The organism is Plantibacter sp. T3 (genome assembly GCF_902506515.1).
GTDB classification, from domain to species: Bacteria; Actinomycetota; Actinomycetes; order Actinomycetales; family Microbacteriaceae; genus Plantibacter; species Plantibacter auratus.
This window is the reverse complement of record NZ_LR733286.1, coordinates 3,359,570-3,374,926: the sequence shown is the minus strand read 5'-3', so window position 1 is coordinate 3,374,926 and position 15,357 is coordinate 3,359,570. Positions and strand designations below refer to the sequence as shown.

Below are 15,357 nucleotides of genomic sequence, written 5' to 3'. Positions count from 1 at the left end.
ATGGCCTCCCGACTCGCCGGCTGGGCGGCCGACTGGCGGCTGTGGCGGAGGTGGCCGCAGCAGGTGCGCTCGCAGTGGCGGCGCTCGCTGCAGTTCCGGACGGTCGCCATCACGGTCGGCCTCTCGGGACTCGCCATCCTCCTGACCGGCGCCTACCTCTCGTTCAGCATCGGCAACGATCTCTTCCAATCCCGACTGCAGCAGGCGCTCGGCGGCTCCGGTCGTGCCATCGCGTCCGCGCAGAGCATCCTCGACGCGTCGGACGCCAGCGAGCGCGTCGCCCTCCAGCAGCTCATGGGGACCGTGCGGACCGATCTCCAGACGACCTCCGGCAGCAGCCTCATCGCCGCCTACCGGGCTCCCGGGCAGGACCCCAGCCAGGTCACGCCTCCGGGCTTCGAGTCGCCGGGGCTGGGAGGGGGTGTCATCTCGGACGCGCTCAGTGAGGCGGTCCGGGCCGACCCGGACACCCTCCAGTGGCAGTCGGTGACCCTCACATCCGCCGACGGCTCGACCACCGCCGGCATCGTCGTCGGTTCCATGGTGTCGATGCCGACCGCGGGGTCATACGAGATCTATCTGGGCTTCGACCTGAGCGACTCGGAGCAGACGCTCGGCTTCGTCCAACGGACGCTCTTCCTCGCGGGCGTCGGCCTCATGATCCTCGTCGGTGGTGCCGCGTGGTTCATCGTCCGCTTCGTGGCGACACCGATCCGGTTCGCAGCCGAGACGAGTCAACGTCTGGCCGGCGGCGACCTGGACGTGCGGATGCCCGAGAAGGGCGAGGACGAGCTCGCCATCCTCGCCCGCTCCTTCAACGGGATGGCCGCCAGCATGCAGAAGCAGATCAAGGAACTCGCGGAGCTCTCGCTCGTGCAGCAGCGGTTCGTGTCGGACGTCTCGCACGAGCTGCGCACGCCCCTGACGACCATTCGCCTGGCCGGCGACGTGCTCTACGACCAGCGCGACTCCTTCCCACCGGCCACCGAGCGGACGGCCGAGCTCCTCCACGACCAGGTCGGGCGGTTCGAGATCCTGCTGGCCGACCTGCTGGAGATCAGCCGCTACGACGCCGGCAGCATCGAACTCGAACTGGAACCGACGAGTCTCGTCCATCTCGCGGAGGAGGTCGTGGAGGAGCTCCGCCCGCTCGCGGAGCCGACCGGTTCGGACCTCCGGATCGTCGCACCGGGTGGCTACTCGGCGGTCCCGATGGACCCGAGGCGGATCCGGCGGATCGTGCGCAACCTCGTCGGCAACGCCATCGAGCACGGCGAGGGCAAACCGATCGTGGTGTCGGTGGACAGCAACGAGTCCTCGGTCGCGATCGCGGTACGCGACTACGGCCAGGGCATGACGCGTGAGGCCACCGAGCGCGTGTTCGACCGCTTCTGGCGCGCGGACCCGTCCCGCAAGCGCACCATCGGCGGCACCGGGCTCGGACTCGCGATCTCCCTCGAGGACGCGGTCCTGCACGAGGGGTGGCTGGAGGTCTGGTCGGAGCCCGCCGCCGGCTCGTCCTTCCGCCTCACCATCCCACGCGAACCCGGGACGGAGATCGTCCGCTCGCCCATCAGCCTGCCGCCCGACGATGCGATCGAGTCCATCGTCGACGAGCTCACCGCGCCGACGACCCGCTCACTCCCGACCGTGCGATCGGCCGACGACGACAAGGAGGATGCTCGTGGTTGACGTCCCCGCACGATCGCCGAGACGACGATCCGCAGTACGTCGGATCGCTGCGGCGGCGCTGCCGATGCTCCTCGTGGTGGTGCTCAGCGCCTGCGTGGGCATCCCGCGGGGCGGTTCCGTGCAGGACGGCGGAACGGTCGAGGGGGACGGCGGCGACGTCGACGTCAACTTCATCGCGCCGGGCCCCGCCGAGGGGGCGACGCCGGAGCAGATCCTCCGGGGCTTCATCGACGCCGCCGCGAGCCCGCAGAACAACTACGAGATCGCGCGCGAGTTCCTCGCACCCGCGCTCCGGTCCGACTGGGATCCCGACGCCGGAGTGACCATCGACCAGGGCGGCCGCACGTTCGCCCCGGTCGCCGACACGGTGCAACTCACCGTCAGCCCCGTCGCGGCGGTCGACGACCGGGGTGAGTACCGCGAATCGGGGAACTCGTCGCCGCTGAGCTGGACCTACTCCTTCGAGCAGGTGCGGGGGGAGTGGCGGATCGCGGCCGCTCCGCCGGGCATCGTCCTCGAGTCATCGACCTTCGCCGACGTCTTCGCGGCCTACTCACTGAGCTACTTCGACCCGAGTTTCACCCGACTCGTCCCCGACCAGCGCTGGTTCCCCTCGCGGGCGTCGACCGCGACGAGGATCGTGGGGGCGCTGCTCGACGGACCGGCGGAATGGCTGAAGGGCGCGGTGGCGACGGCGTTCCCCGAGGGGACCTCGCTCACGAGCGACGCCGTTCCGGTCGAGGCGGGGACCGCGCGCGTGGACCTGACCAAACCGGCCCTGCAGGCGGATGCCGTCACGCTCCAGCGGATGCAGCTCCAGCTGAGCAGCAGCCTCGTGCAGCTGTCGGGCAGCGTCGGCGGGGTGGCCGCCGTCTCGAACGTCGCGATCACCGTCGTCGGCAACTCCACGCAGACGGTCTCGCCGCTGTCGCTCGCCGCACCGCGGGTCGACCCCCGGGCGCTCGTCCAGCGCGGGGACGAGTTCGGCTTCGCCTCGGGGAACCGGCTCGAGGCCGTGCCGGGGATCTCGACGGCGGTCGTGGCGGCCGGGGCCGACGCGGCCGTGTTGTCCGCCGACCATGACCAGGCCGCGGTCCGTTCCGCCGCCGGTGTCACGGTGATCCAGGCCGACGGCGACATCCGGCTCGTCGACAACCGCCCGGGACTCCTTCCGCCGACGATGGACCCGTTCGGCTTCACCTGGACCGTGCCGGCGGCGGCGCCGTCCGCGCTGCTCGCGCACGACGCCGCGGGTGGCACGGTGCAGGTCGCGACGAGTTGGACCGGCGCGTCCACGATCGATTCGATCCAGGTGTCCCGGGAGGGTACTCGCCTCGTCGCGCTGCTCCGGGACGGGACGCAGTCGCGGCTCGTGGCCGCCGCGATCATCCGCGGTGACCGGAACGCGCCGTTGCGACTCGGCGATCCCGTCGAGCTCCGCGTCATGTCCACGGAGGCGACGACCGTCACCTGGGTCGACGACATCACCGTCGCCGTCCTGCTGGGCGGCGGTGACGGGACGACGATCGTCACGCAACAGATCGGCGGCCGCTCCGCGCCCGTACCGAAGCTCGCGGACGTCACGAACCTGGTCGGGGGCAACGGACCGACGCAACTGCGGGCCCTCACGAGTGACGGTCGGCTGCTGTTGCCCCGCGGGTCGAGCTGGCAGGAGGCGGGCAGCGACGTCCGGTTCATCGCGACCCAGCTGGGGTCGCCCGACTGAGTGAACGCGCTCCACAGCGCGTTCGGAGTGCCGAAGCCGTCCGCGTCTCGGACGATGCGCCACCGGACGCGCCGCGTGGGCGCGACCATCGGATGATGCGATCCTCGTCGAGTCGAAGCACGCCCCTCGCTCATGCCCGCGAGGCCTGCCTGGACGCATGGGCCCTCGTGGTCCCGGTCACGTGCGCCGGATGCGGTGCGCCGGACCGTGGGCTGTGCGACGACTGCCGCGGGCGTCTGGTCCGACCGGCGGCCCCCGACGACGACGCCCTCCTCGTGCGGTGGAACGGTGCGGACGGTATCCCCGGTCTCGCCGCCCGTCGCTACGACGGGTTCGTCGGCGCCATCCTCCTCGCCTACAAGGAGGATGCCCGGACCGGCCTCGTCCGACCGCTGGCCGCCGCACTCGAACCGGCGTTCCGGTCCGCCGTGCTCGAGGCGAGCCGGGCGATGGGCGGCGTCTCGCCGGAGATCGCGACGATCCCGGCCAGACGACGCGCCGCCCGCGATCGGGGCTTCCACCCGGTGGAGCAGCTCGTGCGCCGGCTCGGCGCCAGACCGTCGCGCCCGCTGCGATGGGCGCGGGAGCCCGCCGACCAGCGGGACTTCGGCCGGGCGGAGCGTCTCGAGAACCTCGCCGATGCCCTGGTCGCGCCACGGCGGCTCGACGGGCGCCGCTTCCTGCTCGTGGAGGACGTCGTCACGACGGGCGCCACCGTCGGGGAAGCGGTCCGGGCGATGCACGACGGCGGTGGCCTCGTCGTCGGTGTCGTGGCCCTCGCCAGGGTCGGACCGTGAACGGACGGCGGGTCACGAGGCCGGAAGATGAACGTTCCCTGAACACCGCTGATGACTTCCGCAGGCTCGGGCACTACGGTTGCAGAACGGCGTGAAAGGACCGCCCGGGACCGGGTGGTCAGCCGGATGAGGAGGTCGAACGTGGATATCAACATCGTCGGACTTGGACTCGGCATCACCGATCGGTTCCGCGAGTACGCGACCGAGAAGGCGGAGAAGGTCGCCCATCTGGTCGAGCAGGCGCAGTCGCTCGACATCAAGGTGTCCCGCCATCACGACGCCAACGGACGCAAGGGCGAGGACCGCGTCGAGCTGACGCTCGTCGGCCCCGGACCATTGGTCCGTGCGGAGTCGACCGGCTCCGACAAGTACGTGGCCTTCGATCTCGCGATCGCGCGGATGCTCGAGCGCGTCCGCCGCTCGAAGGACCGCAAGAAGGAGCACCGCGGCAAGCACCGCACCTCCCTGCACGCCGCCAGCAGCGAGGGGTTCAGCGGCGTCGACATCACTCCTGCCGCGCCGGAGCTGCTCGAGCAGGTCGCGACCGGCAGCGTCGCGACGCTGACCCACGAGGACGAAGAGCAGGAGGCGTACTCGCCCGTCGTCATCCGCACGAAGGAGTTCCCCGCGGAGTGGATGAGCGTCGAGGACGCCGTCGACCGCATGGAACTCGTCGGCCACGACTTCTTCCTGTTCATCGACGCCTCGTCGGAGCGGGCGAGCGTCGTGTACCGCCGCAAGGGCTGGGACTACGGCGTGATCAGCCTCGAGGACGGCTCGAACTAGCGTCCTGCACCCCGACCGACGCGGTCGCCCGGTTCGCCGGGCGGCCGCGTCGTGGCATGTCGGTGGCGACGTCGAAGACGGCGTCGTGTACCCGCAGGCGTGCCGAGGTCACCTCGAGCCAGTCGAGCTCGGCCAGGGAGCGTCGCCGTCTGGCTTCGAGCCCGATCCACGCGATGTCACCCTGCGGCGTCGGGGGGAGCGTCGACAGATCCTCGTCGAGCTGCTGCACGAGATCGAGCGCCCACGCGCGTTGGACGGCGATGACCCCGAACACGTCGACGCCGTCGAGTGACGCCGCGAGGGCGACCTTGTTCGGGAGTTCGTCTCGCGAAGCGCTGGCCGCGACGGGTGTCGCCCACCAGCGTTCGAGGACGTCGCGCCCGTCGGCGGTGATGCGGTAGAAGACATGCCCCTGCGCATCCACGGCGGCCCGCTCGACGAGCCTGTCCCGCTCGAGACGATCGAGGGTCGCATAGGCCTGGCCGACGTTGAGCGGTGTGTCGGGTGTCGTCCGCCGGTCGAACTCACCGCGCAGACGGTACCCGTAGTCGTCGCCGAGCGCGAGGATCGCGAGCAGACCGTGCTTGACCGACATCGAACCTCCATGAAATACCTACGCCGTAGGTGTCGCCAGCCTAGTGACCCGTCCGTCCCGCGCTGCGGCGGCGCTCCGTCGACATCCGTCCGCCCCTCGATACACAGCGTCCACTCAAGGGACTCCCCGCTAACATGTTCAGAGGACTGCCCCGTTCTGGTGCACCCCGTCCGTCCCGGTCAGTCGACCAGGACGGAGATCAGGAACACGTAATGGAGAGCAATTCGTGGCCTCACCACTTGAGAAGATCCTTCGCGTCGGCGAAGGTCGCATCCTCCGGAAGCTGACCAGCCTCACGAAGGCGGTCAATGCCCTCGAGGACGACTTCACGGAGTTGAGCGACGAGGAGCTGAAGAGCGAGACCGTCGAGCTGCGCGAGCGCTTCGAGAACGGCGAGACCCTCGACGACCTCCTCCCCGAAGCCTTCGCCGCGGTGCGCGAAGCTGCCCGCCGCACGATCGGCATGCGCCACTTCGACGTCCAGATCATGGGTGGCGCCGCGCTGCACCTCGGCAACATCGCCGAGATGAAGACCGGTGAGGGCAAGACGCTCGTCGCGACCCTCCCGGCCTACCTCAACGCCATCGCCGGCAAGGGCGTGCACATCGTCACGGTGAACGACTACCTCGCGTCGTACCAGTCGGAGATCATGGGGCGCGTCTTCCGCGCGCTCGGCATGACGACCGGCGTGATCGTCGAGGGTCAGACGCCGGAGCAGCGCCGCGAGCAGTATGCGGCCGACATCACCTACGGCACGAACAACCAGTTCGGGTTCGACTACCTCCGCGACAACATGGCGTGGCAGGCCAAGGACATGGTCCAGCGCGGTCACTTCTTCGCCGTGGTCGACGAGGTCGACTCCATCCTCATCGACGAGGCACGGACCCCGCTCATCATCTCCGGGAAGGCCTCCGGCGAGGCGAACCGCTGGTTCCAGGAGTTCGCCCGGCTCGCGGTGCGACTCGAGCCCGGTGAGGACTTCGAGGTCGACGAGAAGAAGCGCACCGTCGGCGTGCTCGAGCCCGGCATCGAGAAGGTCGAGGACTACCTCGGCATCGACAACCTCTACGAGTCCGCCAACACCCCGCTCATCTCCTTCCTGAACAACGCGATCAAGGCCCGCGCGCTCTTCAAGAAGGACAAGGACTACGTCGTGATGAACGGCGAGGTGCTCATCGTCGACGAGCACACCGGTCGCATCCTGGTCGGACGTCGCTACAACGAGGGCATCCACCAGGCGATCGAGGCCAAGGAGGGCGTGGCCGTCCAGGCCGAGAACCAGACCCTCGCGACCGTGACGCTCCAGAACTACTTCCGTCTCTACGAGAAGCTGTCCGGCATGACCGGTACGGCTGAGACCGAGGCGGCGGAGTTCATGTCGACGTACAAGCTCGGCGTCGTCCCGATCCCGACCAACCGCCCGATGCAGCGCATCGACCAGTCGGACCTCGTGTACAAGAACGAGGAGGCGAAGTTCGCGCAGGTCGTCGAGGACATCGTCGAGCGCCACGAGCAGGGCCAGCCGGTCCTCGTCGGCACGACGAGCGTCGAGAAGAGCGAGTACCTGTCGAGGCTCCTCGCCAAGAAGGGCGTCAAGCACGAGGTCCTCAACGCGAAGAACCACGCGCGTGAGGCCGCGATCATCGCCCAGGCCGGTCGACTCGGCTCGGTCACCGTCGCCACCAACATGGCCGGTCGTGGAACCGACATCATGCTCGGCGGCAACGCCGAGTTCCTCGCCGTCGCGGAGATGAACGCCAAGGGTCTCAGCCCGATCGACACCCCCGAGGAATACGAGGCCGCGTGGGACGAGGTCTTCACCGAGGTGAAGGCCGCGGTCAAGGAGGAGGCCGACAAGGTCATCGACGCCGGCGGACTCTACGTCCTCGGTACCGAGCGCCACGAGTCGCGCCGCATCGACAACCAGCTGCGCGGTCGCTCCGGCCGTCAGGGCGACCCCGGCGAGAGCCGGTTCTACCTGTCCCTCACCGACGACCTCATGCGCCTCTTCAACGCCGGAGCCGCGGAGAGCCTCATGGGGCGCCAGAACGTGCCGGACGACCTCGCGATCGAGTCGAAGATCGTCAGCCGCGCGATCCGCAGCGCCCAGTCGCAGGTCGAGGCGCGGAACGCGGAGATCCGCAAGAACGTGCTCAAGTACGACGACGTCCTCAACCGGCAGCGCGAGGCGATCTACTCCGACCGCCGCCACATCCTCGAGGGCGACGACCTCCACGATCGCGCACAGCAGTTCCTGGAGAGCGTCGTCGACGACGTCCTCGACGAGCACACCGGCGAGGGCAACGGCGACGACTGGGACTTCGACGCACTCTGGGCCGAACTGAAGACGCTCTACCCCGTCGGCCTGACGATCGACGAGGTCGTCCAGGAGGCGGGGACGAAGGGGCGGATCAACCGCGACTTCATGCGCCGCGAGATCCTCTCCGACGCCAAGCTCGCGTACACCAACCGCGAGGAGTCGCTCGGTGCCCCGGCGATGCGCGAACTCGAGCGCCGCGTCGTCCTCCAGGTGATCGACCGCCGCTGGCGCGACCACCTGTACGAGATGGACTACCTGAAGGACGGCATCGGCCTGCGGGCCATGGCGCAGCGCGACCCGCTGGTCGAGTACCAGCGCGAGGGCTACGCGATGTTCCAGCAGATGATGGGGCAGATCCGCGAGGAGAGCGTCGGCTTCCTCTTCAACCTCGAGGTCGAGGTCGCCGGCGAGGTCGATGCGGGCACCGCCGCACCGGCGATCACGGCCAAGGGGCTGACGCAGGAGACCCCCGACACCGAGAAGCTCAGCTACTCCGCTCCGAGTGAGCAGGGTGGGGTCGAGGTCCGCAACCAGCGCGGGCAGATCGAGAAGGCGGCCACCGAACGCGCACAGCGGCTCCAGCAGACGAACCGTCCCGCCGGCGATGCGGCTCCGGCGACGAAGGCCGCCCCAGCCGCGAAGGCGTCGCGCGGGGCCTTCGGTCAGCAGTCCGAGGCGCCTGCGGCTGCTCCGAGCAACCGTTCGGACCGTCGGAAGCAGGGCAAGAAGAAGTAGGCCCACGCCGGAACGAACGGGAGCCCTCCGGACCATGGTGACATCGGTTCGGAGGGCTCCCGTCTGTCCGGCGGCGGTGGAGACGCAGCGGCGGTCAGAGCACGCTCACCGAGGTCGCCCGCCAGCGGCCGTCCAAGCCCTCCAGCCGGATGGCCACGGCTCGGGACCGCGCTCGTCCGTGGACGATGACCACGGACTCGACGACGCCGTCGCGTGGCTCGGAGACGGTCACGGTGCCGATGGAGACGACCGGGACGGTGCCCGGGACGCCACGGACGCGTCGTGCCCGTTCGGCGAGGATCACGCGCTTCAGCAGGACGGTGTGCACGTCGGCGGTGATCCACCGCGCGAGCTGTGTGAGGTCGCGGGCTCCGGCGATCACCTCGATCACGCTCCGCGTGAGGTTCTCGAGCAGTGGTCGCGGATCAGGGAGTTCGGCTCGGGGCGCCGGCTGCGGCGCGAAGTAGTCGTCGGCGCCGGCGCGCGCCGCCGCCCGCATCTCCGGCGTGCGTCGCTCGGGGAGCGGAGGCGCCGGCCGGAGGCGAGCCGTGCGTGCTCCGGGCTCGTCGTCGTCGTGCCGGGCAACGGTGCTCATGGGGCCTCCGAGGGGTGAGCGGGCGCCACGAGTCGGGCGACCAGAATCTGACATGTCACACTCATCATGTCAGTTCCCTGGGGTCCAGGACCAGGGGTCTGTGGAGAACGCAGGACGCCGCCGCCCTCTGCGCACTACCGTCGGCGTATGCGTTGGGACAGCCTGTTCGACGATCTCGCCGGTCAGCTCGACGACGAGCTCGCCGTCGACGACGACGCCGTCCGCATCGAGGCCGAGCGGCTTCGGCGTGGGCGTCTCACGCTCCGCGAGCGGCTGGTCGCCCTCTGCGGCGACGCCGACGCACCAGGACCGCTCGTCGTCGAACTCGTCGACGGGACGACCTGGCGGCTGCGGGTCCGGAGCATCGGGAAGGACTGGATCCAGGCCGAATCCGGTACCCCGGGCGGCCGGGAGGTCGTCGTCCCGCTCGATGCCATCGCGGCGGTCGCCATGACGCAGACGCAGATCGATTGGAGTCTCGACGACGTCGTGGTCCGCGAACCGCGACTGCTCGACCGCCTGACCGTCTCGTTCCTGCTCCGTGATCTGTGTCGACGTCGTGCTGCAGTGGTCGTACGGACCCGGACGGGGAGTTGGACGGGCACGGTCGACCGGGTGGGCCGCGACCATCTGGATCTGGCCGTCCACGAGCCAGGGTCGCCGCGCCGCAGCCGGAGCGTCGAGCAGATCCGCATCATCGTGCTCGCGGAGGTCGTCATCGTCGAGCGTGCTGCCTGAGGCGTTTCGTCGGTCGACTGTCGGAACCGGGCTCAGCCGAGGGGCGGCACGGGCCGGAGCATCGGGGCGCCGGTGAACTCGGCGAGTTCGGTGAGCTGGGCCTGGTGCCAGAGGCCTGCACGACGTGCCTCCTCGTACTGACCGCTGATGAATGCTTCGAGTGCGGGGAACTCGATGCGCCACGGTCCGCTGCGCCCGATCCGGATGGCGGGCAGCTCACCGCTCGAGATGAGGTCGGCCACATGCTGGGCCGAGACGTTCAAGACCTCGGCCGTGTCGGCGACGGTGAGGAAGCGACCGAGCGGGGCCGCATCGCGCTGCGATTCCATTCCTCGATTATCCTCTCGCGCGAGCGTCGTCCGCCGGGCTGTGGATAACTTCGGCGCGATGTCCGGAGCCCGGGCAGCATGGGACCGGAGGCGGCGCGCGGGGTGCCCACGAAAGAGGAGACGGTGCGGGGAAACGAGCGAGGACACGGAGCGGAATCGGGAGGAGCGCGAGTCGACGGCGGCGAGCGGATGATGGTCATACCGCTTGGCTCGTAGAACAGCCTTGCGGGCAATAGAAAAAGCGCCGCATGTGCAGTGCTTTTGGTTGGCTCGTAGAACTGTTTCTATTTTGAGTCACCCTTTGTCACATTGCAATAGTCTAGGGATGGTTTCCTGATACCGACTTGGGGACGTGAAACGGCCAAGTAAATAGATGGAACATCGCTACCTGTACGGCGTGCAGTACGGGAGGTGCGTCAATGATGACCGGCACATTTACAATTCGGTGTAGTTATAGACGGCAATGAGCCAAAGAGACACCCTCACGGCCGACGAGGGATACTTCCAACAGTCAAACGGGGCCTTACAATACCGGCGTCCAGTTGGTTGGCTCTTCATTGTCTATAGCAATTGAAGGTAGTTGTGAGGGACAGTGGAAGACACCTATCCGCGATCGACAGGCATACCAGACCGTCTGGTTTGAAATCATGGATAGAGGACGAGGTAGGGTCTGCTCCGAGTCCTGTAGAGGTGCAAATCCTCACTCCCTCTCACATGCTTTCAATACCCAGGACTTCAGACGAATCGTAGGAAACGCTCGGGGAATACACAACAGCAAGGCCGATCAATGACAGGGCAACGCGGATTTGAACACCTCGCACATGTCAGAGTCCCCCTGAGTGGTAACGTTAAAAAAAGAGGGACTATTTGAAGCGGCCCGGAACAGCATCGGCTAGTAGACAGTGGTGGATGATATAGTGATCAGGACCAGGAAGAACGTCAGGAAACTGATTGCTGGAACTAATATTCGGATGGTCCGGCTTTTGCTCCGTGACCAGCCGATTGCCTTTGAGGAGACCGGCACCCAGATCACTCCCCATGCGCAGATCCCGACAATGATCCACGCTGCGGTTTTGTATCGGTCGTCGATAAAGAGCCCGCTTGCGAGCGCGACAATGCCCGTGAACATGACGACAATAATGCCTGCGAGGGCCCGAGTCGTGACGTCTCGCCAGAACAATGGGTCCTTGTACCAAAGACTCGGCCACCATGCTCGGTCCGTTTCAGGCTTGGCAGGTTCTTCCGCCATTTCGCTAGGCTTCCGTCTCGGCGATCGCGTGCGCCTCGATCGTTTCATCAGAGGCTTGATGACGTTCCGCGCGTAGCTCGGTTACCCATTGGTCTCCAGCTGGCGTCAATTGCCAGTATTTTTGGCTGTCTGACGCAAGGCGCTTCTTTGTACCAGCCTTGATGGCCTTCAGGGCGCGGAGCTGAACGATAATCGTGCTCCACGTGTCGCCGTCAAGCTCGACGCTCACCGTTCTGATATTTTTCACATCGGAAAGTTCCTCCATAAGGAGGTCCGTTTTGAGTGAACTCTCTAGGGTTTCGATTAGGTCGCTTGCCGAAGCTTCTTCGATCATGGAAGGTCCGATTACAAACATGACTTCGCTCCATGACCACTCGAACGCGTGGTACCGGGCGATGTGCTCCTTGCCGTTATATCCGCGGTAGATGAAGAGCATCTTGACTTTTGCTTGCCCGTGCGCGTAGTTCTTGTCGATCTCTTCGGCCTTCCCGGTGGCCTTGACCGCGACTGCCCTGGCCTCGGCGGCTTCAAGTTCGGCGATCCTCGCGCGAAGCTCGGCGTTCTCGGCACGCTGTTCATCGGTCATTGCGTGATTACCCCGCACCCAACCAGGGCGTGGGCGAGCCTTTTGCAACTTCATCACGCCTACGATCACTGCTGCTTGCAGGTCCGAAGGGGTGTCGTAGAAAGCCACCATGCGCGATTTGATCTTCTCTTGGAACGCATCGAGCTTCGCGGGCGCACCGTTCTGTGTCTCGATCTTGTCGCCGATGATGGTCCCAGGGTTTTTAGGGAGAAAGCCGATGACCGGGATGCCCTTTTCTACCGCGTAGTCGTATTCACGCTCGGTGTAGCTGACGCCTTCTGCGTCGACGCTCCCGTAGCGTCTGGCGCTGACGATGAGGTAGTAGTCACACTCATCGATGACGCCCTTGATCAGCGTCCACTGGTCGTCATCCGCGGCTGGAAACAGCTCCATGCCAGCCGGGAGGCAATCGATCTTGAGAAGGCCTTCCATGATGGCCTTCCGCTCATCGATGAGATCCTCGAACGTTGAGCTGATGAAGACTTGGTAGCGACGATCCATGTCCTCAAGTTAGCGGACCGATGCCGACATGGTTGCACGCTCGTCGGGAGAACGTAGTTGCTAGTCGGTCCAGTTCGCGAACGGACGCATGCCGTTGTGTGATGCTTTGAAGGCGCGGATCAGCCTCGTCTCTGCGTCGCGAGGGTCGTCCAGAACTTTCCAGCACACCAGGACTTCATCTGAATCAGCGAGTTGCCAAACCGCGCGCCCTCCGGAGTGACTACTGCTCTTCCGACTGTAGGGCGTGAGCCTGTCTCGTAGGCCGGCCGATCCTGCCGCCTTGCCTACGTAGATGACCGCGGTCTCCTGGACCCAGTGCGTGGCAAGATACTCCACGCTGTAGAGCTTCAGACGTGCTCGACGGACCGGGTTCTCAATCAGAAATACGGGCGGGTGGTTGCTTGCTCTGAGGAGCGCATAGACGCCGTGCGCGTCAGGGATGTGCTTGGGGTCAAGCCCGACGAGCGGGACGAAGCCCTCGAAGCCATCCATTTCGAAGCCCCTCCTGTCCCACGAGACTAGTGACTCTGTCACGAGCCCGCCCCAGTCCCGGAGGAAGAGCTGAACAACCATGGTGCTACGAGGATGAACACGATAACGGTCGCTGCGAACAGGACAACTGCGAGCTGAACGCGTCTCACTGCGGCGGGTAGCGCTGCTAGACGGTCTTGTGTCCTAGCGTTGCCGAGGCTGTCAGCGTACGCGTCGATGTCCGAAGCGGTGCGAATTTCGGGAAACTCCTTCAGCTTTCGTAGGTACGAGAGCTTCCTGCCCATAGAAGACGCCGTGAGAGCAAGAAATAGTAACGCTGCGACGAGAACACCGAATACGAGGACCTTTGGCCACACATCGTGCGGTTTCACCAGGTCATAGATCAAAGCAGCGATGAACGAGAACACGATCGCTGGCCCAGCACTTTGCGCAAGGTCCACCAGGGGCCGCGATTTCTTATTGGCGTGCCGATTCTGGGTCATGCTCCGCAGCGTATCGCACCTTCACTTGCTCGCCAACTAAGTTCCGATTGCAGTCATGAAACTGCCCGTCAGGATCAGGCGGGGCACAGAACCTCCGCCTCGCCATGGTCCCAAGTGTCGAGGCCTGGCGGGAGGTTACCCGCTCTCTTGCGGACTAGGTGGCGGACGATGGTTCGTTCCAGTTGTCCACGATCAGCACATCTCAAGTATGCTGAAAGACTTGACTATTGCGTCGATTGGCGCATACTAAGCGCGGTGCTTCGGCACACAGAATTCATAACTAAACACAGGAGCAATATCGCCATGTATGGAACTAGATCAATCAGCACAAATAGCAATCGAGCAAAGCTACTCGCAGGCACCGCAGGTGTATGTCTCGCCGGTCTCGTCTCCCTCGCGACCCTCAGCGTCGTGCTCGTAGGTGGCTACAGAGAGGTCGCTCAGGTCACGTCGAAGGCGGAGCCCGCCGCCGCGGAGCCCGCCGCCGCGGTGGTAGCAATCGAACACCCGACCGAACCCGTCGTGTCGACCCAACCAGGCGTTGCGCCGCAGGAGCCGGTCTCGACTACGGCATCCAAAGCTTCCACGCCGGTGGAAGTGGCGCCCGCGGTCGAGCATGCTCCTCACGCGGATCAGATGACCGCGGCGGGGATTGCCGAAGCGGACCAGACCATCGCTGAGGCCCTCATTTTCCGTGGCGGAGACTGGTACCTGTGGCGAAGTAACGTCGGCAGGCCTGCCATGCTCGCTACCGATCCAGTTGCACGCTTCACGGTTGTCAAGAACTACGTCGTCAATGTCTACGGCACGTGGTCAGCAGCGTCCGCTCAAGCTGCTTCATCCGGAGGCCTCTGGTAGATGGACTTTGCCTGCATCGCATGCAGCGCTGTCTTCAAGCGTTACAGCACCATTCAGACACGATGTAGGGCCTGTGCGTTGATCAAGTTGCATGGGAAGGCTCCGGCAGTGCGCACGCCCCTTAGGCGAAGTCAGAAGCCCATCAAACAGCGAGGCAAGGCGGCAAAACAGTGGGACACGTTCCGCGACAAGGTGGCCCGTCCCTACCTGGACAACAAGTTTGGCATCGCGTGCACCGACTGTGGCGCTTACCCGCCCAAGAAGGAAGACGGCACCTACTACCGGCACGACGTGGATCACAGCATCAACAAGGGTTCACATCTGGAGCTCAAGTTCGACGTGACAAACATGGTCTATCGCTGTCGGAACTGTCACATCCTGAAGACAGGCGTGCCGCAGTGGACCCCCAGGAGCGCAGCATGAGCGAGACAGTAGTCGCAGCAGCCATTCAGCACGGAGCAGTCGTCTTCACTGGCACGCGACATGGGCTCATCATCGGGCAGATGGTGGAGTTAGGGTATCTCGACCCGCCCAGCCAATCGCAGCGGGTTGCGTTTGAACAGCAAGGCTTCCTGACGAGCGAGGGTCGTTGGGTCGACCGTGCAGAAGGCATGCGGCTGACAGTCGACGCTGGCCAGCTCGAGTATCGCGAGCAGTTCCCGGAGCTATTCAGCGAGGACCTCTGGTAGTGGGTCGGCCCATCTCCATTGACGGGTTCGTCGTCCACAAGGGCGAAGAGGTAATCGCCGTGGGGACGGCAACGGAATGTGCCGACAGGCTCGGCATCTCCCGCAGCAGTGTCCTCTGGCAGGCTACGCCAACGGCGCACGCTCGAGCTGCCATGCAAGGCGCCGACTACATGGTCGCTGAACGGGT

14 protein-coding genes are annotated in these 15,357 nt (G+C 65.9%); 8 read left to right on the top strand and 6 right to left on the bottom strand.

The window, feature by feature from the left end; translation table 11 throughout:
- The 4 genes from mtrB to hpf all read left to right on the top strand — a co-directional run bounded on the left by mtrB (window position 1) and on the right by hpf (window position 5,001).
- On the top strand, window positions 1–1,692 hold the full coding sequence (gene mtrB, locus GV015_RS16030; protein WP_124769640.1) for an MtrAB system histidine kinase MtrB: 1,692 nt from the start codon (window positions 1–3) through the stop codon (window positions 1,690–1,692).
- Window positions 1,685–3,418, top strand: a complete 1,734-nt coding sequence (locus tag GV015_RS16025; protein ID WP_159879333.1) for an LpqB family beta-propeller domain-containing protein — start codon at window positions 1,685–1,687, stop codon at window positions 3,416–3,418. Before mtrB ends, GV015_RS16025 begins: the two co-directional genes overlap by 8 nt.
- Window positions 3,419–3,513: 95 nt before the next feature.
- A complete protein-coding gene (locus GV015_RS16020; protein WP_159879331.1) occupies window positions 3,514–4,215 on the top strand; it encodes a ComF family protein in 702 nt (233 codons plus the stop codon).
- A 141-nt stretch (window positions 4,216–4,356) separates the two neighbouring features.
- Complete coding sequence (gene hpf, locus GV015_RS16015) at window positions 4,357–5,001, top strand: ribosome hibernation-promoting factor, HPF/YfiA family (protein ID WP_064295235.1); 645 nt, start codon at window positions 4,357–4,359, stop codon at window positions 4,999–5,001.
- Here hpf and GV015_RS16010 read toward each other — a convergent pair.
- A complete protein-coding gene (locus tag GV015_RS16010; RefSeq protein WP_124769637.1) occupies window positions 4,976–5,596 on the bottom strand; it encodes a PadR family transcriptional regulator in 621 nt (206 codons plus the stop codon). The genes hpf and GV015_RS16010 overlap by 26 nt on opposite strands.
- A 226-nt stretch (window positions 5,597–5,822) precedes the next feature.
- Between GV015_RS16010 and secA the strand changes: the two genes are divergently transcribed.
- On the top strand, window positions 5,823–8,651 hold the full coding sequence (gene secA, locus GV015_RS16005; RefSeq protein WP_079707252.1) for a preprotein translocase subunit SecA: 2,829 nt from the start codon (window positions 5,823–5,825) through the stop codon (window positions 8,649–8,651).
- 94 nt (window positions 8,652–8,745) lie between these two features.
- Here secA and GV015_RS16000 read toward each other — a convergent pair whose 3' ends face one another.
- On the bottom strand, window positions 8,746–9,246 hold the full coding sequence (locus tag GV015_RS16000; protein WP_236555501.1) for an Rv3235 family protein: 501 nt from the start codon (window positions 9,244–9,246) through the stop codon (window positions 8,746–8,748).
- 147 nt (window positions 9,247–9,393) lie between these two features.
- On the opposite strand from GV015_RS16000, the gene GV015_RS15995 reads away from it, so the two are divergent.
- The gene (locus GV015_RS15995; protein WP_159879329.1) at window positions 9,394–9,984 is read left to right on the top strand and encodes a hypothetical protein; all 591 of its coding nucleotides are present in this window, start codon (window positions 9,394–9,396) and stop codon (window positions 9,982–9,984) included.
- A 32-nt stretch (window positions 9,985–10,016) separates the two neighbouring features.
- Here the strand turns inward: GV015_RS15995 and GV015_RS15990 are convergent, their stop codons facing one another.
- The 4 genes from GV015_RS15990 to GV015_RS15970 form a co-directional block, all read right to left on the bottom strand.
- The gene (locus tag GV015_RS15990; protein WP_159879327.1) at window positions 10,017–10,313 is read right to left on the bottom strand and encodes a helix-turn-helix domain-containing protein; all 297 of its coding nucleotides are present in this window, start codon (window positions 10,311–10,313) and stop codon (window positions 10,017–10,019) included.
- Between the two features lie 1,253 nt (window positions 10,314–11,566).
- Window positions 11,567–12,649, bottom strand: a complete 1,083-nt coding sequence (locus tag GV015_RS15980) for a DUF4062 domain-containing protein (protein WP_159879323.1) — start codon at window positions 12,647–12,649, stop codon at window positions 11,567–11,569.
- Window positions 12,650–12,709: 60 nt separating this feature from the next.
- Window positions 12,710–13,222, bottom strand: a complete 513-nt coding sequence (locus GV015_RS15975) for a hypothetical protein (RefSeq protein WP_159879321.1) — start codon at window positions 13,220–13,222, stop codon at window positions 12,710–12,712.
- A complete protein-coding gene (locus GV015_RS15970; RefSeq protein ID WP_159879319.1) occupies window positions 13,180–13,623 on the bottom strand; it encodes a hypothetical protein in 444 nt (147 codons plus the stop codon). Before GV015_RS15970 ends, GV015_RS15975 begins: the two co-directional genes overlap by 43 nt.
- Window positions 13,624–14,589: 966 nt before the next feature.
- Here GV015_RS15970 and GV015_RS15960 point away from each other — a divergent pair.
- Window positions 14,590–14,904, top strand: a complete 315-nt coding sequence (locus GV015_RS15960) for a hypothetical protein (protein WP_159879315.1) — start codon at window positions 14,590–14,592, stop codon at window positions 14,902–14,904.
- Window positions 14,901–15,170, top strand: a complete 270-nt coding sequence (locus GV015_RS15955) for a hypothetical protein (protein WP_159879313.1) — start codon at window positions 14,901–14,903, stop codon at window positions 15,168–15,170. Before GV015_RS15960 ends, GV015_RS15955 begins: the two co-directional genes overlap by 4 nt.
- Window positions 15,171–15,357: the final 187 nt, after the last annotated feature.

Excerpts from the sequence above, each read along its gene's own strand:
- GV015_RS15995 (WP_159879329.1), top strand. The coding sequence starts at position 9,394 with ATGCGTTGGGACAGCCTGTTCGACGATCTCGCCGGTCAGCTCGACGAC.
- GV015_RS15955 (WP_159879313.1), top strand. The coding sequence starts at position 14,901 with ATGAGCGAGACAGTAGTCGCAGCAGCCATTCAGCACGGAGCAGTCGTC.
- GV015_RS15975 (WP_159879321.1), bottom strand. The coding sequence starts at position 13,222 with ATGGTTGTTCAGCTCTTCCTCCGGGACTGGGGCGGGCTCGTGACAGAG.
- GV015_RS15980 (WP_159879323.1), bottom strand. The coding sequence starts at position 12,649 with ATGGATCGTCGCTACCAAGTCTTCATCAGCTCAACGTTCGAGGATCTC.
- GV015_RS15970 (WP_159879319.1), bottom strand. The coding sequence starts at position 13,623 with ATGACCCAGAATCGGCACGCCAATAAGAAATCGCGGCCCCTGGTGGAC.
- mtrB (WP_124769640.1), top strand. The coding sequence starts at position 1 with ATGGCCTCCCGACTCGCCGGCTGGGCGGCCGACTGGCGGCTGTGGCGG.
- GV015_RS15990 (WP_159879327.1), bottom strand. The coding sequence starts at position 10,313 with ATGGAATCGCAGCGCGATGCGGCCCCGCTCGGTCGCTTCCTCACCGTC.
- GV015_RS16010 (WP_124769637.1), bottom strand. The coding sequence starts at position 5,596 with ATGTCGGTCAAGCACGGTCTGCTCGCGATCCTCGCGCTCGGCGACGAC.
- GV015_RS16000 (WP_236555501.1), bottom strand. The coding sequence starts at position 9,246 with ATGAGCACCGTTGCCCGGCACGACGACGACGAGCCCGGAGCACGCACG.
- GV015_RS16020 (WP_159879331.1), top strand. The coding sequence starts at position 3,514 with ATGCGATCCTCGTCGAGTCGAAGCACGCCCCTCGCTCATGCCCGCGAG.